This window comes from Aeromicrobium stalagmiti (genome assembly GCF_013283745.1).
Taxonomy (GTDB): domain Bacteria; phylum Actinomycetota; class Actinomycetes; order Propionibacteriales; family Nocardioidaceae; genus Aeromicrobium; species Aeromicrobium stalagmiti.
Genome location: NZ_JABSTZ010000004.1, coordinates 151,510 through 172,173 on the forward strand (window position 1 = coordinate 151,510; position 20,664 = coordinate 172,173).

The 20,664-nt window shown below is 70.2% G+C and carries 20 protein-coding genes and 1 tRNA gene; 17 read left to right on the forward strand and 4 right to left on the reverse strand.

The genetic code is table 11. The annotated features are described in order from the left end of the window. Nucleotides 1-4 precede the first annotated feature (4 nt). The 15 genes from obgE (at nucleotide 5) to HQK15_RS15540 (ending at nucleotide 13,134) form a co-directional block, all read left to right on the forward strand. Nucleotides 5-1,534, forward strand: coding sequence for a GTPase ObgE (gene obgE, locus HQK15_RS15470; protein WP_173492403.1), 1,530 nt, complete (start codon nucleotides 5-7; stop codon nucleotides 1,532-1,534). Continuing rightward, a complete protein-coding gene (gene proB, locus HQK15_RS15475) occupies nucleotides 1,535-2,623 on the forward strand; it encodes a glutamate 5-kinase (protein ID WP_173492404.1) in 1,089 nt (362 codons plus the stop codon). Nucleotides 2,624-2,845: 222 nt separating this feature from the next. Next, nucleotides 2,846-4,279 carry a helix-turn-helix transcriptional regulator gene (locus tag HQK15_RS15480; RefSeq protein ID WP_173492405.1) on the forward strand — a complete coding sequence of 478 codons (1,434 nt, stop codon included), beginning with the start codon at nucleotides 2,846-2,848 and terminating at the stop codon, nucleotides 4,277-4,279. A 10-nt stretch (nucleotides 4,280-4,289) separates the two neighbouring features. Next, nucleotides 4,290-5,537, forward strand: coding sequence for a glutamate-5-semialdehyde dehydrogenase (locus HQK15_RS15485; protein ID WP_173492406.1), 1,248 nt, complete (start codon nucleotides 4,290-4,292; stop codon nucleotides 5,535-5,537). A 22-nt stretch (nucleotides 5,538-5,559) separates the two neighbouring features. Beyond that, nucleotides 5,560-5,709 carry a hypothetical protein gene (locus tag HQK15_RS15490; protein WP_173492407.1) on the forward strand — a complete coding sequence of 50 codons (150 nt, stop codon included), beginning with the start codon at nucleotides 5,560-5,562 and terminating at the stop codon, nucleotides 5,707-5,709. Between the two features lie 35 nt (nucleotides 5,710-5,744). Continuing rightward, nucleotides 5,745-6,350 (forward strand): nicotinate-nucleotide adenylyltransferase, encoded by a 606-nt coding sequence (nadD, locus tag HQK15_RS15495; protein WP_254451105.1) that lies wholly within the window; start codon nucleotides 5,745-5,747, stop codon nucleotides 6,348-6,350. Continuing rightward, the gene (gene rsfS, locus HQK15_RS15500; protein WP_173492409.1) at nucleotides 6,347-6,700 is read left to right on the forward strand and encodes a ribosome silencing factor; all 354 of its coding nucleotides are present in this window, start codon (nucleotides 6,347-6,349) and stop codon (nucleotides 6,698-6,700) included. The genes nadD and rsfS overlap by 4 nt, the downstream gene beginning before the upstream one ends. Next, complete coding sequence (locus HQK15_RS15505) at nucleotides 6,697-7,341, forward strand: histidine phosphatase family protein (RefSeq protein WP_173492410.1); 645 nt, start codon at nucleotides 6,697-6,699, stop codon at nucleotides 7,339-7,341. Before rsfS ends, HQK15_RS15505 begins: the two co-directional genes overlap by 4 nt. 66 nt (nucleotides 7,342-7,407) lie before the next feature. Further along, a tRNA-Ala gene (locus HQK15_RS15510) sits at nucleotides 7,408-7,480 on the forward strand. A gap of 105 nt (nucleotides 7,481-7,585) precedes the next feature. Then, a complete protein-coding gene (locus HQK15_RS15515) occupies nucleotides 7,586-8,332 on the forward strand; it encodes a DUF5819 family protein (RefSeq protein WP_173492411.1) in 747 nt (248 codons plus the stop codon). Further along, nucleotides 8,329-9,270, forward strand: a complete 942-nt coding sequence (locus HQK15_RS15520; protein WP_173492412.1) for an HTTM domain-containing protein — start codon at nucleotides 8,329-8,331, stop codon at nucleotides 9,268-9,270. The genes HQK15_RS15515 and HQK15_RS15520 overlap by 4 nt, the downstream gene beginning before the upstream one ends. Nucleotides 9,271-9,430: 160 nt before the next feature. After that, nucleotides 9,431-10,768: a hypothetical protein gene (locus tag HQK15_RS18315; RefSeq protein WP_217361751.1), complete on the forward strand. Its 1,338-nt coding sequence runs from the start codon at nucleotides 9,431-9,433 to the stop codon at nucleotides 10,766-10,768. Between the two features lie 82 nt (nucleotides 10,769-10,850). Continuing rightward, nucleotides 10,851-11,606, forward strand: a complete 756-nt coding sequence (locus tag HQK15_RS15530) for a DUF5819 family protein (protein WP_173492413.1) — start codon at nucleotides 10,851-10,853, stop codon at nucleotides 11,604-11,606. Between the two features lie 4 nt (nucleotides 11,607-11,610). Beyond that, nucleotides 11,611-12,720, forward strand: coding sequence for an HTTM domain-containing protein (locus tag HQK15_RS15535; protein WP_173492414.1), 1,110 nt, complete (start codon nucleotides 11,611-11,613; stop codon nucleotides 12,718-12,720). 21 nt (nucleotides 12,721-12,741) lie between these two features. Then, a complete protein-coding gene (locus HQK15_RS15540; protein WP_173492415.1) occupies nucleotides 12,742-13,134 on the forward strand; it encodes a hypothetical protein in 393 nt (130 codons plus the stop codon). 4 nt (nucleotides 13,135-13,138) lie between these two features. Here the strand turns inward: HQK15_RS15540 and HQK15_RS19170 are convergent, their stop codons facing one another. Then, nucleotides 13,139-14,356 (reverse strand): MFS transporter, encoded by a 1,218-nt coding sequence (locus HQK15_RS19170; RefSeq protein WP_173492416.1) that lies wholly within the window; start codon nucleotides 14,354-14,356, stop codon nucleotides 13,139-13,141. A 249-nt stretch (nucleotides 14,357-14,605) separates the two neighbouring features. Beyond that, entirely contained in the window at nucleotides 14,606-16,531 is a 1,926-nt protein-coding gene (locus tag HQK15_RS15550) for a M13 family metallopeptidase (RefSeq protein WP_173492585.1), read from the reverse strand. Between the two features lie 49 nt (nucleotides 16,532-16,580). On the opposite strand from HQK15_RS15550, the gene HQK15_RS15555 reads away from it, so the two are divergent. Next, nucleotides 16,581-17,423: a siderophore-interacting protein gene (locus HQK15_RS15555; protein ID WP_173492417.1), complete on the forward strand. Its 843-nt coding sequence runs from the start codon at nucleotides 16,581-16,583 to the stop codon at nucleotides 17,421-17,423. Nucleotides 17,424-17,449: 26 nt separating this feature from the next. Next, on the forward strand, nucleotides 17,450-18,871 hold the full coding sequence (locus HQK15_RS15560; protein ID WP_173492418.1) for an SDR family NAD(P)-dependent oxidoreductase: 1,422 nt from the start codon (nucleotides 17,450-17,452) through the stop codon (nucleotides 18,869-18,871). A 14-nt stretch (nucleotides 18,872-18,885) separates the two neighbouring features. On the opposite strand, the gene HQK15_RS15565 is transcribed toward HQK15_RS15560, so the two are convergent. Then, on the reverse strand, nucleotides 18,886-20,127 hold the full coding sequence (locus HQK15_RS15565; RefSeq protein ID WP_173492419.1) for an HNH endonuclease signature motif containing protein: 1,242 nt from the start codon (nucleotides 20,125-20,127) through the stop codon (nucleotides 18,886-18,888). Between the two features lie 128 nt (nucleotides 20,128-20,255). After that, the gene (locus HQK15_RS15570) at nucleotides 20,256-20,648 is read right to left on the reverse strand and encodes a LapA family protein (protein ID WP_173492420.1); all 393 of its coding nucleotides are present in this window, start codon (nucleotides 20,646-20,648) and stop codon (nucleotides 20,256-20,258) included. Nucleotides 20,649-20,664: the final 16 nt, after the last annotated feature.

The following is a 20,664-nucleotide window of genomic DNA, read 5'->3' on the forward strand; positions in this document are numbered from 1 at the left end:
GCCTGTGGCTGTCCCCAGCTTCGTCGACAAGGTGACGCTCCACGTCGCGGGCGGGTCCGGTGGCGATGGTGTCGCCTCGGTCCACCGCGAGAAGTTCAAGCCCCTCGGTGGCCCCGACGGCGGCAACGGTGGTCACGGTGGTGACGTCATCCTCGCCGTCGGCGCCGACGTCACGACCCTGATCGACTACCACCACGAGCCGCACCGCCGCGGCACCAACGGTGCTCCCGGTGCCGGCAGCAATCGCAGTGGCAGCAACGGCGACGACCTCGTGCTGCGCGTGCCCGAGGGCACCGTCGTGCGCGACGCATCGGGCGAGGTGCTCGCCGACCTGATCGGCCCGGGCACCGAGCTGGTCATCGCCGCCGGTGGCCGCGGTGGCCTCGGCAACGCGGCGCTCGCGTCGTCCAAGCGCAAGGCGCCGGGCTTCGCGCTCAAGGGCGAGCCCGGTGACGAGCTGACGATCACGCTCGAGCTCAAGGTCGTCGCCGACGTGGGCCTGATCGGATTCCCGAGCGCCGGCAAGTCGAGCCTCATCGCCTCGCTGTCGCGCGCGCGGCCCAAGATCGCCGACTACCCGTTCACGACGCTGGTGCCCAACCTGGGCGTCGTCACGGCCGGATCCACGACCTTCACGGTCGCCGACGTCCCCGGTCTGATCGAGGGCGCCAGCGAGGGACGCGGCCTCGGTCACGACTTCCTGCGCCACGTCGAGCGCTGCGCCGCGCTGGTGCACGTCATCGACTGCGCGACGGTCGACCCAGGCCGTGATCCGCTGACCGATCTCGACGTCATCGAGGCCGAGCTGCGGGCCTACGCCGAGGCCACGGGCAGCGACCTGCTCGACCGTCCCCGCCTGGTGGCGCTCAACAAGACCGACGTGCCCGACGCCAAGGAGATCGCCGGCTTCGTGCGCGACGAGCTCGAGGCGCGCGGGCTCGACGTGTTCGACGTCTCCGCCGCGAGCCATGCTGGCCTGCGCGAGCTGTCGTTCGCGATGGCCGAGGTCGTGGCGTCGAGGCGGGCGGCGACGCCGGTCGCCGAGGTCACGCGCATCGTGCTGCGGCCCAAGGCCGAGGCCGGGGTCGGCAAGGAGTTCACGATCACCCAGGTCAACGGGCAGTGGATCGTGCGGGGCGAGAAGCCCAAGCGCTGGGTCCGCCAGACCGACTTCAGCAACGACGAGGCCGTCGGCTTCCTCGCCGACCGGCTCAACCGGCTCGGTGTCGAGGACGAGCTGCTCAAGCTCGGCGCGACGGCCGGCGACGACGTCGTCATCGGTGACGAGGACGACGCGGTCATGTTCGACTTCGACCCGCAGATCCCCGCCGGCGCCGAGGTGCTCGGCCGACGTGGCGAGGACCTGCGCATCGACCAGTCCGACCGCCGCACCAACGTCCAGCGCCGCGAGGAGCTGGCCGCACGACGCGCTTACGAGGCCGAGCGACGCGAGGCCCGGGGCGACGTGCGTGAGCCCGACTGGAGCTTCCCCGAGGACGATCCTGCTCTGGACGGTGAGGGAGACGAGGTCTAGATGGCTCGCGTCGTCGTCAAGGTCGGCTCGTCGTCGCTGAGCTCGGCCGGTGGCGGGCTCGACGGCGACCGGGTCGACGGCCTCGTCGACGCGCTGGCCGGGGCCCGCTCGCGCGGTGACGAGATCGTGTTGGTCAGCTCCGGTGCGATCGCTGCCGGACTGGCCCCGCTGGGGCTGGGTCGACGCCCGCGCGACCTCGCGACCCAGCAGGCCGCGGCGAGCGTGGGCCAGGGCGCGCTGATCGCCCGCTACGCCGAGCGGTTCGCGAGCCACGGCCTCGTGGTCGGGCAGGTGCTCCTCACCGCTGACGACGTGACCCGCCGCAGCCACTACCGCAACGCCTACCAGACCTTCGCGCGGCTGCTCGAGCTCGGCGTCGTCCCGATCGTCAACGAGAACGACACCGTCGCCACGAGCGAGATCCGGTTCGGCGACAACGACCGTCTGGCGGCCCTGGTGTCGCACCTCGTGCACGCCGACCGGCTCGTGCTGCTGTCCGACGTCGACGGGCTCTACGACGGCGACCCGTCGCGCGAGGGGGCGCGCATCGTCACCGACGTGCGTGGCGAGGACGATCTCGCGGCGCTCGACATCGTGCGTCCCAGTGCGTCGTCGATCGGCACGGGCGGCATGGTCACCAAGGTCGAGGCGGCCCGCATCGCCACGGGTGCCGGCATCCCCGTGCTGCTCACCTCGGCCCCTCACGCCGACGAGGCGCTCTCGGGTGCCGAGGTCGGCACCCGGTTCCACCCGACGGGGCGCCGCCGCCCCACACGACTGCTGTGGCTCGCCCACGCGAGCGACACCAAGGGCGGCGTGCAGCTCGACGCCGGGGCGGTGCGGGCCTTGACCCTCCGCAAGGCGTCACTGCTGCCGGCCGGCATCACGGGCGTCACCGGCACCTTCAGCGCCGGCGACCCGGTCGACCTGATCGGCCCCGACGACGTCGTGATCGCCCGTGGCATCGTCAACTACGACGCCGAGGAGCTGCCCGCCCTCATGGGCCGCTCGACGCACGAGCTCGCCGAGACGCTCGGTGCCGAGTACGAGCGCGAGGTCGTGCACCGCGACGACCTGATGCTGATCTGACCTGCCACTTCAGGGTGCATCGGGGCAGGCGACGAGTAACGTGCCGGTCATGGATCCGGTCGACATCGTGGACGTGGTGTTGTTCGGGTTGACCCACGATGCCGACCGAGCCCTCGAGGACCTCCTGCGGTCGCCTGCCAGTGGTGACGACGAGGCGGTCCGCGCCGCCGCGGTCTTCCTGCGGGTGCTGGCCTGCCGGTTCGACGAGCCCTCGACACCACCGTGCTCCTGGCGGCCGAGGAGCGGCCGTCGCGCCTCGCCAAGGCGGCCCGCGAGATGGCGGTCGCGGTGTGTGCCGGCGAGGTGACCAACGATCCCGGTGGGGCGCGGGCCGACTGCCCGTTCGACGACCTCACCGCGATGCTCGAGGTGGAGGCGGCGATGTCGTCGGGCCTCATCTCGACCGCCGCCGACATCGCGGGGCAGGTGGTGGCCGGCGGGCCCATCACGACGGTGACCTCCGCCTGGAGCGCACTCGCCCTGGCCCGCGCGTGGTGCTTCGAGGGACGGTTCGCCGACGCCGACCAGCTGGTCGAGCGGGTTCTCACCGCCGACGACATCGATGACTGGCCGCAGATGCACCTGCTGGCCAGCGGCGTCCGGATCTTCGTCGACGGCCACCTGGGCCGTCAGGACGCGGTCGACCACGGGCTGCGTGCCCTGCACCGCCGGTGCCCCGAAGAGGTCGAGCACGACTACATCCGGGCGGGTGCGCACGTGCTGGCCGCCTTCGGGGCCACCGCGGTCGGGCGGCTCGCTGAGGCGTCGGCGCTGGTCCTGCGCGGGGGAGGCGGGCCGTACCTGCAGAACCTGCAGATCGTCGACCGCCTCTACGGCTACGAGATCCTCGTCGAGGAGGCTCTCGCCCGGGGCGACATCGAGGGTGCCCGATGGTGGGCCGAGCACGGCGCCGGCCTGCCGATCCACGGTCACATCATGGCGACCGCGACGCTGGGACGTATCCGCGCGCGAGTGTCGGTCGCGCTCAAGGACACCGAGGCGGGCATCCGGGAGTCCGCCGACTCCGGTGTGCTCGCCGCCATCGTCGGCAGCGACCTCGAGGTCATCCGCGCCCGGATCATCGAGGCGTCGGCGCGCGCCGCAGGGGGTGACCGCATCCGTGGCATCGAGGAGCTCGAGGAGGTCGCGCGACGAGCCGACGCCGCGGGGGCGGCTGCGGTCAAGGACTGGGCCGAGCGTGAGCTCCATGCCCACGGCCGTCGCCTGCGCAACGCACCCGGCATCGGCTGGGACTCGCTGTCGACGACCCAGCAGGCCATCGCCCGTCTGGCCGCGGCAGGACTGCGCAACCGCGAGATCGCCGCCGCGCTGTGGATCTCGGAGAAGACCGTCGAGAGCCACGTGGCCGCCGTGCTCGCGGCGCTGGGCACCACCAACCGGGTCGGGATCGGTCGTGAGCTGGTGGGGGAGGTGCCGCCGGTCCTCGACAGCGCCCTGACCGCGCGGCAGCGGGAGGTCGCGGTCCTGGTGGCACAGGGACAGTCCAACAGCGAGATCTCGGTGACCCTGGGGATCAGCGAGAAGACCGTGGAGAAGCACGTGGCCGGCCTGTTCGAGCGGCTCGGGGTCCGGACGCGGGCGGCCATCGCTGCGCGCGTCCGTGGGGCCCAGAGCACGTCGGAGTCGCCGCACTAGGATCGGTGGCATGAAGCAGCAGGTGCACGACGCAGCCCGCCGAGCCCGCGTCGCCGCCGGGATCCTCGCGCTCACCCACCGTGCCGCCAAGGACGTCGCGCTGCACGCGATGGCCGATGCGCTGGTCGCCGGCACGCCGGCGATCCTGCAGGCCAACGCGGTCGACGTCGAGACGGCTCGGGCCGGCGGCACGCCCGACAACGTGCTCGACCGGCTGCGGCTCGACGCCGACCGGGTGGCGGCCTTCGCGGCCGGCGTGCGTGACGTCGCGGCGCTGCCCGATCCGGTCGGTGAGGTCGTACGGGGGTCGACCCTGCCCAACGGGCTGCGGATGCAGCAGATCCGCGTGCCAATGGGCGTGATCGGCATGATCTACGAGGGCCGGCCCAACGTCACCGCCGACGCCGCAGCGATCTGCCTCAAGGCCGGCAGTGCCGTCCTGCTGCGCGGCTCGTCGTCGGCCGCCCGGTCCAACGCCGCGATCGTCGAGATCATGCGAGCCGCCCTCACGGCGTCCGACCTTCCGGCCGACGCCATCATCCTGGTGCCGGCCGACGACCGTTCGTCGGCCACGCACCTCATGCAGGCACGCGGGCTCGTCGACCTGGTGATCCCGCGCGGGGGAGCGGGCCTGATCCGGGCCGTCGTCGAGGAGTCGACGGTGCCCGTCATCGAGACCGGGGTCGGCAACTGCCACGTCTACGTCGACGCCGACGCCGATCTCGACATGGCGCTCGCGATCGTCCTCAACGCCAAGACCCACCGCACCAGCGTCTGCAACGCGGCGGAGTCGCTGCTGGTGCACCGGGCCGTCGCCGACGAGTTCGTGCCCCGGGTCGTCGCGGCGCTGCAGGACGCCGGCGTCACGATCCACGGCGACGCGACGTTCGGGTCGGCCGGCACCGGCGTCGTGCCGGTGACCGACGACGACTACGCCGAGGAGTATCTCTCCCTCGACATCTCGGCCAGGGTCGTCGAGTCCATCGACGAGGCGATCGCCCACGTCAGGCAGTTCTCGTCCGGGCACACCGAGGCGATCGTCACGCGGTCCCTGGCGGCCTCCACCCGGTTCACCCGCGGGGTCGACTCGGCGGCCGTGATGGTCAACGCCTCCACCCGCTTCACCGACGGCGGCGAGCTCGGCTTCGGGGCCGAGATCGGCATCTCGACCCAGAAGCTGCACGCCCGCGGTCCCATGGGACTGCCCGAGATGACCACCACGACCTACGTCGTCACGGGTGACGGCCACGTCCGGTAGGGCTCTGGGATAGATTGTCCTCATGCATTCGTTCATCGTCGCGTCCGAAGAGACCGAGCAGCTGCGCGACCTCGGCGTCGAGCCGTGGGTCATCGGACTGATCGCCCTGAGCATCCTCATCGTGCTGCTGCTCGCGCTGCTGTCGTTCGGCAAGGGTCGCGAGCACTCCTGAGCCGCATGAGCACCGGACGCCGCCGCGTCGGCGTCATGGGCGGCACCTTCGACCCCATCCACCACGGGCACCTGGTGGCGGCCAGCGAGGTGCAGTCGTGGTTCGACCTCGACGAGGTGCTGTTCGTCCCCACGGGCCAGCCGTGGCAGAAGGCCGACCGCGACGTCTCGCCGCCCGAGGACCGCTACCTGATGACCGTCATCGCGACGGCCGCCAACCCGCGGTTCACCGTGAGCCGGGTCGACATCGACCGCGACGGACCGACCTACACGATCGACACGCTGCGTGACCTGGCCGCGCTCCATCCCGACGCGGACCTCTACTTCATCACCGGCGCCGACGCCATGGCCGCGCTGCTGACGTGGCGCGAGCACGACGAGCTGTTCGAGCTCGCCCAGTTCGTCGGCTGCACGCGGCCGGGTCACGAGATGGACGATGCGACACTGGCCGGACTGCCCCGGGACCGCATCACCCTTGTCGAGATCCCGGCGCTGGCGATCTCGTCGACGGACTGCCGTCACCGCGTCGAGCGGGGTGAGCCGGTCTGGTACCTCGTGCCCGACGGCGTCGTCCAGTACATCGGCAAGCACGGCCTCTACACGCCCACCCCCGCAAGCCCTAGCGAAAGCCCCGTCACATGACTGCAACCGATCGCGCCGTCGAGCTCACCCGGGCGGCCGCCGCGGCGGCCGAGGACAAGCTCGCCCAGGACGTCATCGCGTTCGACGTCTCCGAGCAGCTGGCCCTGACCGACGTGTTCCTGCTCTGCTCGGCGTCCAGCGCGCGCCAGGTCAAGGCCGTGCAGGACGCCGTCGAGGAGCGGATGATCTCGCTGGGCGCCAAGGCCGTGCGACGTGAGGGGGAGCGGGAGGGCCGCTGGGTCCTGCTCGACTTCCAGGACATCGTCGTGCACGTGCAGCACCAGGAGGAGCGTGTCTTCTACGCCCTCGAGCGACTGTGGAGCGACTGCCCGGTCCTGTCGCTGGCATGACGCGCCAGGTCGTGCTCTGGCGCCACGGGCGCACGGAGTGGAACGTCGCCGGACGCGTGCAGGGGCAGAGCGACATCCCCCTCGACGAGGTCGGTCACGCCCAGGCGCGGGAGGCGGCCAGCCGTCTCGCAGCGCTCAGGCCGCAGCGCATCCTCAGCTCCGACCTGCAGCGAGCCCGCGACACCGCGGCCTACCTCGGGGCCTTCACGGGGGTCGAGGTCGAGCACGACGAGCGGTTCCGTGAGCTCAACTTCGGTGCGCGTGAAGGTCTCACGTGGGACGAGGCCTGGGACCAGATGCCCGAGGGCATGCAGGCGTGGGTCGACGGTGACGAGACCCAGATCCCCGGCAGCGAGACCCACGTCCAGGCCGGTGAGCGGTTCGCCCAGGGGCTCGAGGCAGCGCTGGCGTCGCTGCCGGCCGATGGCGTCATGGTCGTCGTGGCGCACGGTGCGGTGCTGCGCACAGGGATCTGCAGCTTCCTGGGCATCCCGCGAGCGCACTGGGGCACGTTCGGCGCGCTCAACAACTGCGCGTGGTCGGTCATCGAGGAGACTCCGTGGCGCCCTGACACCAGCTGGCGGCTCACGGAGTGGAACGCAGGCACCCTCCCGGTGCCCGTGATGTCGGACGAGGAGTGACCCGGTTTGAGCATCGGGATGGTGACCGGCTAAGATTGGCGAGGCCCTGTTGATGGGGCCCGAAGCGGGGCATTGGCGCAGTTGGTAGCGCGCTTCCATGGCATGGAAGAGGTCAGGAGTTCGAATCTCCTATGCTCCACACCGCAGCACGACGAAAGCCCCTCCCGGACCGGGAGGGGCTTTCGTCGTCGTGGGGGCCGTCAGCGAGCCGGGCGCCCCACGCGACGGTTGGTACGGTGTCGGCGTGCCCCGGGTGTCGATACGAGCGATCTTCATCGCGGTGGTCGTGGCGATCGCGGCCGTGCAGCTCGTCGCGGTGACCTTGGCGGCGCTCCCGCCCAATCGCTACAGCGACGCGGCGGCCCCGCGGACCGCCTATCTGGACCCCTACTTCGCGCAGAACTGGCGTCTCTTCGCGCCGGCGCCGGTGTCGCAGGACCGGGAGATGCTCTTCCAGGGCTCCTACGTCGCCGACGACGGCACCCTGCGCCGGACCCCGTGGGTCGACTGGACAGCGGTCGAGCTCGACCTGATCCACCACCGGCTCGTCGGTGGACGCGCGGGATACGTCACCAACAAGCTCTACGGCCCCCTGGGCCAGCGCTACCGAGGCCTGGGCGTCGCCCAGCGCGCCGTGGCCGACGGCACCGACGAGGCGAAGCCGCCCAGCTGGTCGGCGTTCGAGGCGAAGCTGCTGGAGGGGGGAGCGAGCCGATTCCGGGTCGGCTCCTACCTCCTCTACGAGCGCGCCACCGCACGTCTGGCGACCGACGTGCTCGCGTCACGGTGGCCCGACATCGACGTCACCGCGGTGCGCTACCGCGTGCGGTCGTGGCCCGTGACGCCCTATGCGGCGCGCTCGGGCTCCGAGGCGGAGCGGGAAGCAGCCCGACCCGACCCGACGCTCCGCGACAGCGGCTGGCGCGTCCCGACCCCCGGAAGTGCGCGCGAGCAGCGCGCTGTCGCGTCGTTCGACCGGAGGCACCGATGATCGATCGCGCGATCGGGTGGCTGAGCCTGGAGAAGCACTCGACGTACGGCCTCGCCGTGACCCGGATGATCCTGGGATTCATCGTCGCGAGCCAGCTCGTCGTCAACTGGGTCGACCGCCACTACACGTGGGGTGACGGTTCCGGTTGGACCGAGCCGGTCCGGGGCGGGAAGGCCTGGCCGTCGTTCCTCGGGCTCTTCGGCCAGATCGACGGCATGGCCTTCGACCTGGTCTACCTGCTGACCATCGTCTTCGGCGTGCTGCTGATGGTGGGCTACCGCAGCCGCGCCTCGGCGATCGTGACGCTCTTCCTCTGGATGTCGCTCTACGTGGCCAACCCGTTCGTGGGGTCCGGCGGCGACGCCGTGCTGCGCATGGTGCTGCTCTACCTGTGCTTCACCGATGCGGGGCTCCGCTGGTCGGTCGACGCCCGTCTGCGCACCCGCCGCGGCGAGATCCGTCCGATCGTGCCGATCTGGGTGTCGGCGACGCTGCACAACCTCGCGACGATCCTGATCATCCACCAGGTCGTGATGGTCTACGTCGGCTCGGCCTTCTGGAAGCTGCAGAGCGAGACCTGGAAGAACGGCACCGCGGTCTACTTCCCGCTGCAGACCGACGCCTACTCGCCGTGGAACGACTGGCTGCAGCCGATCTACTCCCAGAGCCTGGTCATCAGCAGCGCGACGTACCTCGCGATCGTGGTGCAGCTGTTCTTCCCGGTGCTCCTGGTCTACCGCCCCACCCGTCTCGCGGCGCTGGTGCTCATCACGGGCATGCACCTGGGCATCGGCATCTTCATGGGCATCTTGTACTTCTCGCTCGTGATGATCGCGGTCGACATGATCCTCGTCAGTGACGAGTCGTGGCGCCGCGCTGCGGCGTGGGTCCGGCATCGCCGCGAAAAAAGATCGTCGCGCATCGCCTCGAAGGTGTGACCCACAACACGCCTCCCCAGACGTCACGAATCGGACGGTGTGTCTCGCAAACCTGAGAATGTGGTTAGACTGACGCGCAGCAGACTCCCATCTGCGAACGCCGTCAGTGGTGCATGTCTTTTGCGTGCCCACTATCAAACACATCAAGGAGTCTTCTTCGATGAAGAACAAACTTGCCAAGAACTCCCTGGCAGCCGGCCTGGCGACGTTGATCGTCACCGCCGGCCTGTCATTCTCGGCCAATGGTGCCGACGAGCCCGTGGCACAGTCCTCGGCCAGCGCCGTCAAGGGCACGGGCCTGTTCAGCATCCTCGACGGAGGCTCCTGCGAGGCAGAGTTCCCGACCGGTACCCCCACGGGGACGTGCGGTGAGGGACTCAACACCAACTCCATCGACGCGTACTCGCAGAACGCGACCGCTGGCCTCGACGGCGACAACGGCGTCTCGGCCGCTGACGCGAGCGTCGCCCCGATCGCCGCTCTCGACCTGCAGTCGACGCTCGACCTCAGCGACCTGGTCATCGACCTCACCGAGATCGACACCGGCACGATCCTCGACGGCGTGGTCGGCGACCTCGCCGGCGGCGTGCTGAAGGAGCTGCTGCTGACGATCCTCGAGCCGGTCACCACGATCCTCGACGACACGCTGAACAGCGTCCTCGGCGGCCTTGACGACGCTCTGCCGCTGTCGCTGGAGATCGGCGCCGTCAACGCAGAGGCCAGCGCCACCCCCGGCGACGCCGAGGGCACCAGCACCGTGGCCGACATCAACATCGTCGTCGACCTCGGTGGACAGCAGATCAAGGTTCCGGTCACCGCCGGCACCGCGCCCAACTCCAACCTCCTGATCGGCGCGCCGCAGGACCTGGTCGACGGCATCATCCTCGGCCTGACCGACACGCTGACGCAGAGCCTCGGTGGCGCCCTGAGCGGCCTCAACCCGCTGCTCAACGGCCTCAACGCCCAGCTCGTGGGCCCGCTGCTCGATGCCCTCGAGCCGCAGCTGCTGACCGCCGTCGCCGACCTGCTGGAGCCGGTCGTCAGCGGAACGGTCAACAAGCAGGTCGAGGGTCCGGCCGCCGGCGAGCTCGACGTCACGGCGCTGAGCCTGACGCTGCTCGGCACCAACACGCTCGACCTGGCTCGTGTCCACGTCGGCCCCAACCGCGTCAACGACGTGGCGGACGACGCCGACACCAACGCTGACGCGGATGCCGACGCTGATGTCGACGCCGATGCAGACGTCGACGTCGATGTCGACGCGGATGCCGACGCTGATGCAGATGCCGACGCTGACGCAGATGCAGATGCCGACGCTGACGCCAACGCCGACGCGGTGGCCGACGCCGACGCGCAGTCCGATGCCGACGTGACGCAGGCCCTGCCGGACGCCGGTGCGCCGCGCAACCTGATGCCGTTCATGTTCCTGGGCCTGGCCCTGGTGATGTTCGGTGGAGCGGTTCTCCTCAACGAGAAGCGTCGCCAGCTGGCATCCTGATCGACCCAGCACCACCCATCGCTGCCGGTGACCGTCTCGGTCACCGGCAGCGGTGTGCCCGGGCCCGTCTAGGATGGAGATCATGTCGGTGACCAGCGCGGAGCCGTCTGCTCCCCGGCCGTGGCAGCGGCGTCTCGTCGTCCTGCTGGCGCTGGCGGCGGTCGCCCACTCGGTCGTGATCGCCTTCTGGCTGTCGCCCCAGAGCCCGGTCCGTAGCCTGTTCGGCAGCAAGAACCTGACGACGTACGTCAACCCGTACTTCGAGCAGTCGTGGAGCGAACTGGCGCCCAACGCGCAGTTCGTCGACGAGTCGTTCAGCCTCCGGGCCCAGGTCAAGGACGACGAGACGGGGAAGATCACGATGAGCGAGTGGGTCGACGTGACGGCAGTCGAGGACGACTCGCTGCGTCACGACGTCGACCCGGCCCGCGCCCACCTGATGGCCCGCAAGCTGGCGACCAACCTCAACGGCGCGATGTACGGGCTCAACGCCAAGCAGCGCGCTCTGGTGCGTGAGTCCTACACCCGGGAGCCGATCGCCCAGCTGGGCCCGCGCCTGCTCGGTGCCGGCAACGACCGTCTGGGGGCGGTCGAGACCTACGTCGCCTACGACGTCATGGCCACGCGGTTTGCCTCGATGTATGCCAAGGCCCGCTTCGACGGGCGCATCCTGAAGGTGCAGTACCTCGTGGGGCGCCGCACCGTGCCGCCCGCGGCCGATCGTGGCACGACGACGGTCCGTGACAAGGACTTCAACTACTTCCGGTTCGGCTTCCGGCGCGGCTACGACGCGTCGTTCGAAGCACAGACCGCATTCGATGACTACGTGGGGAAGTGAGCGCGTGATCGACCTGGCACAGCGACTGACCGTGGCTCCGCGGCGGTGGACGGGTGCAGCCGAGGACTGGCTGCTCGCGGAGCCCCGCGCACTGTACGGCGCTGCGCTCTGCCGCATCGGCACGGCGCTGTCCGTCCTGGGGCTGCTCGTCTCGAACTTCACGAGCCGGGAGGTGTGGGTCGGGCAGGGGTCGGTCTGGGCCGAGCCGGCCCGCGCCCTGAGCCAGTTCCCCGAGCTCGCCCTGCTCGACGGCGTCAGCGGTGACGTCCTCACGCTCTTCTACGTCGTCACGATGCTCAGCACCGTCGCGCTGGCGCTTGGCTGGCACACCAAGGCCGCCAACGTCGTGACGCTGATCGGCTTCATCGCCGTCGTGGCCCAGAACCCCGTGGTCGGTGACGAGGGCGACAACCTCGTGCGCATCACGCTGCTGTGGCTGCTGCTCATGCGCACCGCGGAGCACTGGTCGCTCGACGCTCGACGCCGCGAGCTGCGGGTCGCCTCGTCGTCCGGATCGGCCAGCGCGATGCGGCAGGCGTGGGACGGTGAGCAGGTGCTGCCGGGGTGGTTGTCGTCCGGGCTGCACCACGTCGGCCTGATCGGCCTCATGACGCAGACGGTCCTGCTGTTCACCGCCGGTGGCCTCGACAAGGTCTCGCAGGACATCTGGCAGCGGGGCACGGCGCTCTACTCCACGATGCAGCTGCCGGAGTTCCGTCCCTATCCATGGCTCTCGGACGCCGTGTCGTCCAGCTCGGTGCTGCTCGCGATCCTCACCTACGCCGTGCTGCTGACCCAGCTGTTCTTCGCGCCACTGCTGCTCAACCCGATCACGCGCCGGATCGTCCTCGCGGCCGCGATCGCCGTCAACGTCGTCCTGGCCGTGCTGCTGGCGCTACCCTGGAGCTCGTTGGCCTACATCGCGCTCGCCGGCCTGTTCGTGTCGACCGAGACCTACGAGCGGCTCGACGAGTGGGTGCGCGAGCGCGGCGCGCCGGTCGGCGACTGGCTCGCGCTGCGGTCGTACGACGTGCAGGACGCGATCGCGGCCGTGCTCGACCGGACGTGGTGGCCGGCCGTCGACTGGGTGCGGGCGACCGTGTTCCGGCGCTGACGTGGCGATAGGCTCCCACCCGTGAAGGTGCTCATCAACATCCTGCTCGGACTCTCGGTCGTGGCGATCATCGCCGCGGTGATCTTCTTCTTCACGACGCGCTCGGCCGAGAAGGAGCAGGAAGCCACACCGCCGAAGGTCGAGAAGGTCGTCCTGATGTCGACCAGCGGCATCGTGGCCAACATCGACCGGCGTCTCGAGGCCCAGGCCGGCTTCCCGCTGAAGGCTCGCTGCCCGAAGAAGGTCGACGAGGCCATCGGCACGACGTTCCGGTGCAGCGTGCGCCGGGAGAGCGACGGCCAGAGGATCGCCGTCGCCAGCGTCAAGATCGTCGGAGCCGGCGGACAGTTCAAGTGGACGTCGAAGCCGGTCGCGCGGCCGACCCCGACCCCGACCGTCGCGTCGGTGTCGTAGGGCCTCAGGCGATCCGGGCGGCGACCCGGCGCCCCGAGAGGATCAGCACCACGACGGGGATCGTCAGGACGGCGGCTGCGGCGTTGAGCGTGCCGAAGCCGCTGATGGCGACCACCAGACCGGCCAGCAGGCCGCCGAGGGCACCGGCGAGGTTCATCGTGAGGTCAGACAACCCCTGCACCAGCGGCCGGGTGGCCACGTCGAGCGAGGCGGTCAGCTTGGCGGCGCCGGCGATGACCGAGGCCGACCAGCCGATGCCCAGCAGGGTGAGCCCGATCGTGATCTGCACCTCGGAGCTGCCCGACGTGCCGGCGACGAACACCGCGAGGACGAGGACGGACTGCCCGAGCAGGATCGTGCGGTCGTGCCCCCAGGAGTCGCTGAGCCAGCCCATCACGGGGGACAGGGCGAACATCCCCGCAATGTGGAGGCTGATCGTCAGGCCGATCACCTTGAGGGCTGCTCCGTGGTCCTCCATGTGGACGGGCGTCAGGGCCATGACGGCGACCATCACTGCGTGGGACGAGGCGATCGCCCAGATCGCGGTGAGCGTGCGTCCGCGGGCGTAGGGGAGGGCGGCCCGGATGCCACGGGGCGCCGGTGCTGCACCGGCCGCGTGCACCAGGGGATCGGGGCGCAACAGGGCCAGCGTCAGCAGCCCTGCGACGCCGAAGCCCACCGCGGAGAAGATCATCGGCCCGGCGAGGTCGGGCACGCCGACGGCATCGGCGAAGGACGCGCCCGGGCCGGTGAGGTTGGGGCCGATGACGGCCCCCACGGTCGTGGACCACACGACGATCGACAGCGAGCGTCCGATCTGGCTCGGCTCGGCCCGGTCGACGGCGGCGAAACGCGACTGCAGGTTGGCGGCCGTGCTGCCGCCGAACATGACCAGGCCGAGCAGCGTGACGGGCAGGGACTCGAGCTCGGCGCCGACGACCGAGACGGCGGCACCGGCGGCGCCGGCGAGCCAGCCGAGGGTGAGGGCGGGGCGACGTCCGGCCCGGGCCGCGATGGAGGAGAGCGGGATCGTGAAGGCGGCCGCACCCAGCGTGAGCATGACGACGGCCATGCCCGACCAGCCGGACGACCCGGTGATGTCCTTGATGAGCAGCGCGCCGACGGCGAGGCCCGCCCCGTTGCCGACGCCCCCGATGACCTGGACGAGGACGAGGACCGCAACAATCCTGCGCTGGACGGGGTCGATCGCCGCTGAGGTCACCCGAGCAATCTAGTGCAGTGGTCTCGATACACGCCCTCGTCCCTCGGGCGCACTCGACCACCGAGAAGGAAGGCACCCCGCGCCGTCACCCCAGGTCCGAGCGAGCGCAGCGAGCAAAGAACAAGCACCCCGCGCCGTGACCCCAGGTCCGAGCGAGCGCAGCGAGCGATGGACAAGCGGCCGCAGCGAGCGCCAGCGAGCTGCGGAGAGCGGCGACGAAGGAGCCGCGAGGCGGCGGAGCCGCCCCGCTTACCAAATGGTGACTCTCGCCTCCGGCTCCAGCCACAGGTCGTCGTCGGCCGTGACGTCGAACGCTGCGTAGAACGCATCGATGTTGCGCACGACCTGGTTGCAGCGGAACTCCGGCGGGGAGTGCGGGTCGACGGTGAGCCGGCGAACGGTCTCGGCCGGGCGGACCTTGGACTGCCAGGCCTGGGCCCAGGAGATGAAGAACCGCTGGTCGGGGGTGAGCCCGTCGATCGGGTCGGCGGCCGGCTGCGTCAGGCGGAACGCCTGGTGGGCGATGCCGAGCCCGCCGAGGTCGCCGATGTTCTCGCCGATCGTGAGTGATCCGTTGACCGGCTTGCCGTCGGCCCCGGCGGGGGAGAGCGCGTCGTACTGGGCGACGAGCGCCGAGGTCAGCTGCTCGAACGAGGTGCGGTCGTCGTCGGTCCACCAGTTGCTGAGCGCACCGGTGCCGTCGTACTGGGAGCCCTGGTCGTCGAAGCCGTGGCCGATCTCGTGGCCGATGACGGCGCCGATCGCGCCGTAGTTGACGGCGTCGTCGGCGTCGGCGTGGAAGAAGGGGGGCTGCAGGATCGCTGCCGGGAAGACGATCTCGTTCATGGTCGGGTTGTAGTAGGCATTGACGGTCTGCGGCGTCATGTACCACTCGTCGCGGTCGATCGGCGCACCGATCTTGGCGAGCTCGCGATCGGTCGCGACGGCGATCGCGCGGCGGACGTTGCCGAGCAGGTCGTCGGGAGCGGTCTGGAGGGCCTCGTAGTCCTTGAACGCCTCGGGGTGGCCGATCTTGGGGTTGAACGAGTCGAGCTTGTCGTGGGCGCGCTTCTTGGTGTCGTCGCTCATCCACGGCAGCGCCGAGATGCTCTGGCGATAGGCCTCGAGCAGGTTGTCGATCAGCTCGGTCATCCGCTCCTTGGACGCCGGCGGGAACTCGGTGCGCACGTAGATCTTGCCGACGGCCTCGCCCATGGCGCCCTCGACGAACCCGACTCCGCGCTTCCAGCGGGGACGCAGCTCGTCGGTGCCGCTGAGGGTGCGGCCGTAGAACTCGAAGTTGGCGTTGACGAAGTCAGACGACAGGTAGGGGGAGGCGCTGTGGACGACCTGCCAGCGCAGCCAGTCCTTCCACGCGTCGAGCTCGGCCTCGACCAGCAGGGTCTCGAGGCCCTCGAGGAAGGACGGCTGCGAGACGACGACCTCGGCGATGACCTGCGCCGGCACCTGTGCGCCGTCGGACCAGGACGCCCAGTCGAACGACGGGGCCAGCGACTGCAGGCCGTCGACGGCCAGCAGGTTGTAGGTCTTCTGGGCGTCGCGGCAGGCGACGCGGTCCCAGTGGAACGTGGCGAGGCGGGTCTCGAGGTCCATGATGCGGGCCGCGCGACCGGCGGCGTCGTCGAGGCCCGCCAGGCCGAGCAGCGTCGTGAGGTGCGCGACGTACGCCTCGCGGATGGCGGCGGACTCGTCCTCGCGGTAGTAGGACTCGTCGGGCAGGCCGATCCCGCCCTGGCTGAGGTGGGTGATGTAGCGGTCGGGGTTGCCGCGGTCGGGTGCGATGTACATGCCGAAGACGCTGCCCACCCCTTGACGGTCGAGCACGCCCAGCACCTCGACGAAGGACGGGATGTCGCTGATGGCGTCGACCTGGGCGAGCTCGGCGCCCAGTGGCGCGGCGCCCAGCGCCTCGATGCGGTCCTCGTCCATGAAGCTGGCGTAGAGATCGCCGATCTTGCGCTGCTCGTCGTCCTGAGGGTCCTGGCTCGCGGTCTCGATGATCTCGCGGACCTTGGCCTCGGCCTCGTCGACGAGCGTCACGAACGACCCGGCGGTCGCGCGGTCCGGCTTGATCTCGGTGGAGTCGAGCCACGGTCCGTTCACGTGGCGGAACAGGTCGTCCTGGACGCGGGTGGAGGGGTCGAACTGGGACATGTCGATGCCGTGGGTCACGTCAGTAGGCTACACAGGTGAGGCCAGACCGATGAGCAAGAATCTTCCCGCCCGACTGACCGTCGTCCGCACCGAGACGGTCGCTCCGACGCTGCTCCGGGTGGTGCTCGGGGGCGATGGTTTCGCCGACTTCCTCGCCAACCACGACGCGATGCGCGAGCCCTTCACCGACGAGTACGTCAAGCTCGTCTTCCTCGCTGACGGCTTCGACTATCCGGACCCGCTCGACCTCGACGTCGTCAAGGAGACGATGCCGCAGGAGGCGTGGCCGGTGCTGCGGACCTACACGGTCCGCTGGGTCGACACCGACGAGCAGCAGCTCGCGATCGACTTCGTGGTGCACGGTGACGAAGGCGTCGCCGGCCCGTGGGCGGCTGCGGCGCAGCCGGGTGACGTGATCCACCTGCGCGGACCCAATGGCGGCTACCGCCCCGATCCGTCCGCCGACTGGGTGCTCTTCGTCGGCGACGAGGCCGGTCTGCCGGCGATCGCGGCCTCGGTCCACTCGTTGCCCGCAGGGGCCCGCGCCGTCGCCTTCGTCGAGGTGCACGGGCCCGACGACGAGATCCCGCTGCGCACCGATGCCGACCTCGACGTGCACTGGCTGCACCGGGGCGACGCCGCGCCGGGCACCACGACGCTGCTCGACGACGCCGTGCGAGCGTGGTCGTGGCCGCAGGGGCGCGTCCAGGCGTTCATCCACGGCGAGTCGGCGCTGCTCAAGAGCGTCCGCCCCTATGCGTTGAACGAGCGCGGGGTGGCTCGTGGCGACCTCTCGGTGTCGGCCTACTGGCGCCGGGGCGCGACGGAGGAGGGCTTCCGGGTGTGGAAGTCGCAGCAGACCGAGGCGGTCATGCGACCGGGGGCGTCCTGAGGTCGTACGGACGGTAACCTCGTCGGGTGACTGAACTGCGCAACGTGGCCGTCATCCTCGCTGGTGGCACCGGGACCCGGGTCGGCCTGTCGATCCCCAAACAGCTCATCAAGATCGCCGGCAAGACGATCATCGAGCACACGATCGCCGCCTTCCAGGCGTCGTCGCTGATCGACGAGATCGTCATCCTGATGACGCCCGGTCATCTCGACCCGGTGCGCGCCATCGTCCAGAACGGCGGCTACGACAAGGTCTCGCAGATCGTCGAGGGCGGCCAGACCCGCAACGAGTCGACGAGCCGGGCGCTCGAGGCGCTCGGCACCGAGGAGTGCAACGTCCTCTTCCACGACGCGGTGCGCCCGCTCGTGTCGCAGACCATCATCGGCGACGTCGTCGCTGCGCTCGCGACGCACGAGGCGGTCGACACCGCCATCCCGTCGGCCGACACGATCGTGCAGGTCCACGACACGCCGGCCGGCGAGACCGAGACGATCGAGGACGTGCTGCAGCGCCATCTGCTCCGCCGCGGTCAGACCCCGCAGGCGTTCCGCCTCTCGGTGATCCGTCAGGCCTACGAGCTGGCGTGGAAGGATCCCGGCTTCACCGCGACCGACGACTGCACCGTGGTGCTCCGCTACCTGCCCGACGTGCCGATCGCGGTCGTCATGGGCCACGAGCGCAACATGAAGGTCACCGAGCCGATCGACGTCTACATCGCCGACAAGCTCTTCCAGCTGCACTCCGCCGACACGCCGGAGGCACTCACCGACGACCAGTACCGCCAGGCGCTGGCCGGCAAGACGATGGTGGTGTTCGGCGGGTCCTACGGCATCGGCGGCGACATCGCCGAGCTGGCGCGGGGCTTCGGTGCCAACGTCCACACGTTCTCGCGGTCGTCGACCAACACCCACGTCGACCGCCGCGAGGACATCGCGGCCGCCGCCCAGGCGGTGCTGAAGGAGACCGAGTCGATCGACTTCGTCGTCAACACCGCGGGTGTGCTGGTCATCGAGGACCTGGCCGACACGTCAGAGGAGACGATCTTCGCCGCGACCGAGATCAACTACCTCGCGCCGATCTTCATCGCGCAGGAGTTCTATCCCCACCTGGCCAACGCGTCGGGCTCGCTCCTGCTGTTCACGTCGTCGTCCTACACCCGCGGGCGCGGCGGCTACTCGCTCTACTCCTCGGCCAAGGCAGCCGTCGTCAACCTCACCCAGGCGCTCGCCGACGAGTGGGCCGGCGAGGTGCGGGTCAACTGCGTCAACCCCGAGCGCACGGGCACGCCGATGCGCACCAAGGCGTTCGGCGAGGAGCCCGAGGGCACGCTGCTCAGCTCGATGGAGGTCGCGCGCCAGTCGCTCGACGTGCTCCTGTCGCAGCAGACGGGGCACATCATCGACATCCGACGCGAGGACGGCCCCGCGGCGATCGGTGGCGGCAGCTAGCTGTTGGCCCGCCGTTATTGGCGTTGGTGGCCGGGGTCTCGTCCGGGGAGGACGGGTGGTGGGGTTGACGGGTATTGGTGGCCGGTGGGGGTGTTCCAGGTGGTGGTGTTGCCGGTGGTGGTGATGGTCCAGCCGGGTTGGTGCTTGATGGTGTGGGACCTGATGCAGAGCCCTTGACCGTTGTCGGCGACGGAGAGGCCGCCGTGCTCGTGGGCGTGGATGTGGTCGTCGTGGCGGATCTTGGCGTCGCAGCCGGGTTGGCGGCAGCGGCGGTCGCGGGTGCGGATGTGGGCTGAGGTGCTGCGGGTGAAACGCCGCCGGCGGGGTTCGCGGACGAGGAGTGTGCCGTCGACTGGGTCGACGAACAGGCGGCGGATGGACGCGGTGCGGGCTTTGGCAATGATCTCGTCGGCGACGTCAGGGCTGATGGGTCCGTAGCCGTCGAGCTCGACGGGTGTGTCACCGCCGGCGACGAGGGTCTTGGCGTCGAGGACGAGGTTGATCTCGACGGCGACGTCGTCGGCGAATGCTTGTCCGGTGACGCGTTCGACGAGGGTGCCGGTCATGATCTGCCCGCGGGATCGGGGGTCTCCGGTGGATCTGAGTCCGGTGGCCCAGTCGTCGAGGGCCCGGTGGGCGGCGACGATCTGCTCGGCAGGTCCCCGGACCCGCAGGTGGGCGATGCCGTCGGTGTCGGGGTGCAGGGTGACCCGGGCGTCAGCACGGTTGCGGCGGGCGCGTTCGTGGGCGGCGTCAGCATCGATCCCGATCACGACCCGGGCTGCGGCGTCCCGGGCCTGTGCGGTGGTCATGCCGGTGATCTTCGCGGCGATCTCCCCATCAGCGACCACGTCGTCATCGACGTGCAAGGACTGGGTCTCCCGGGCGACTGCCCGTGCGGTGGCCTCACTGATCAGACCGGCTTCGAAGAGCGCGAACACCTTCGGCAACCGGGTCATGCCCAGAGCCAGCTCGACCTGCGTGCCCGCAGCCGTCGGCCCGATCGTCCTTGCCATCGACACCTCACCGATCACCGACAGGGTCGGGTCACCGTGACCCAGGCCCATCTTGCGGGCCCGTTCGCGGTGCAGCTCCGCGACCTGGCGGACCTGCTCGGCCTGCGCGGCACGGATGGTGCGGTCGAGCTCACGGATCGCATCGACCCGGACCGCGTCGACCTCCAGAGTCGGCTCACCGGCGAAGTCGTGCGCGCGCACCTCGTCGAGGAGGCGACCAGTCGGCACTGCTTCGAACATGCTTCAACTCTAGGGGCCACCACTGACACGAACCTTCTGCGATCACAGCAGTTTCCACAACAGTCGAGCGCCTCGATCTCGCGAGAGATCGAGGCGCTCGGAGCTCAGCTCAGGTCGGCCGGGGGCAGTCAGCCCTTGGCGTTCTTGCGCAGCGCGCGGCGGAGCTGGCCGATCCGGACGATGCCGGGCACCGCGACCACGATCGCACCGATGACCGCCGAGAGCAGCAGGGCAATCGCGAGCGACAGCTCGCCGTCGAAGGTCAGGAAGTGGATCGTCACCTTCTCGGAGTTCTGCGCGATGAAGACGAGGAAGATGATCGCGAGCACTGCCGCGCTCACCAGCCCGACCCACAGGCCGCTGGCACGGGTGCGCTTGACCCGCCCGCGACTCGTCAGACCGGCATGCGGGCGCGTCGCCGCATCGTGCTGCTCCGGAGCGGCGTCGGACGCGTCGGGGTCGGCCTGCGGCGCGGTCACGGTCGGCTCGGCGGGGGGAACGTGCGGATCGGGCGTGCTCATGCGGTTTCCTGTCAGC

What these genes read in the sequence shown, in the direction of transcription:
- proB (WP_173492404.1), top strand. Translation starts at nt 1,535, where the DNA reads ATGGCTCGCGTCGTCGTCAAGGTCGGCTCGTCGTCGCTGAGCTCGGCC.
- HQK15_RS15485 (WP_173492406.1), top strand. Translation starts at nt 4,290, where the DNA reads ATGAAGCAGCAGGTGCACGACGCAGCCCGCCGAGCCCGCGTCGCCGCC.
- HQK15_RS15490 (WP_173492407.1), top strand. Translation starts at nt 5,560, where the DNA reads ATGCATTCGTTCATCGTCGCGTCCGAAGAGACCGAGCAGCTGCGCGAC.
- nadD (WP_254451105.1), top strand. Translation starts at nt 5,745, where the DNA reads ATGGGCGGCACCTTCGACCCCATCCACCACGGGCACCTGGTGGCGGCC.
- rsfS (WP_173492409.1), top strand. Translation starts at nt 6,347, where the DNA reads ATGACTGCAACCGATCGCGCCGTCGAGCTCACCCGGGCGGCCGCCGCG.
- HQK15_RS15505 (WP_173492410.1), top strand. Translation starts at nt 6,697, where the DNA reads ATGACGCGCCAGGTCGTGCTCTGGCGCCACGGGCGCACGGAGTGGAAC.
- HQK15_RS15520 (WP_173492412.1), top strand. Translation starts at nt 8,329, where the DNA reads ATGATCGATCGCGCGATCGGGTGGCTGAGCCTGGAGAAGCACTCGACG.
- HQK15_RS18315 (WP_217361751.1), top strand. Translation starts at nt 9,431, where the DNA reads ATGAAGAACAAACTTGCCAAGAACTCCCTGGCAGCCGGCCTGGCGACG.
- HQK15_RS15530 (WP_173492413.1), top strand. Translation starts at nt 10,851, where the DNA reads ATGTCGGTGACCAGCGCGGAGCCGTCTGCTCCCCGGCCGTGGCAGCGG.
- HQK15_RS15550 (WP_173492585.1), bottom strand. Translation starts at nt 16,531, where the DNA reads ATGTCCCAGTTCGACCCCTCCACCCGCGTCCAGGACGACCTGTTCCGC.
- HQK15_RS15555 (WP_173492417.1), top strand. Translation starts at nt 16,581, where the DNA reads ATGAGCAAGAATCTTCCCGCCCGACTGACCGTCGTCCGCACCGAGACG.
- HQK15_RS15565 (WP_173492419.1), bottom strand. Translation starts at nt 20,127, where the DNA reads ATGTTCGAAGCAGTGCCGACTGGTCGCCTCCTCGACGAGGTGCGCGCG.
- HQK15_RS15570 (WP_173492420.1), bottom strand. Translation starts at nt 20,648, where the DNA reads ATGAGCACGCCCGATCCGCACGTTCCCCCCGCCGAGCCGACCGTGACC.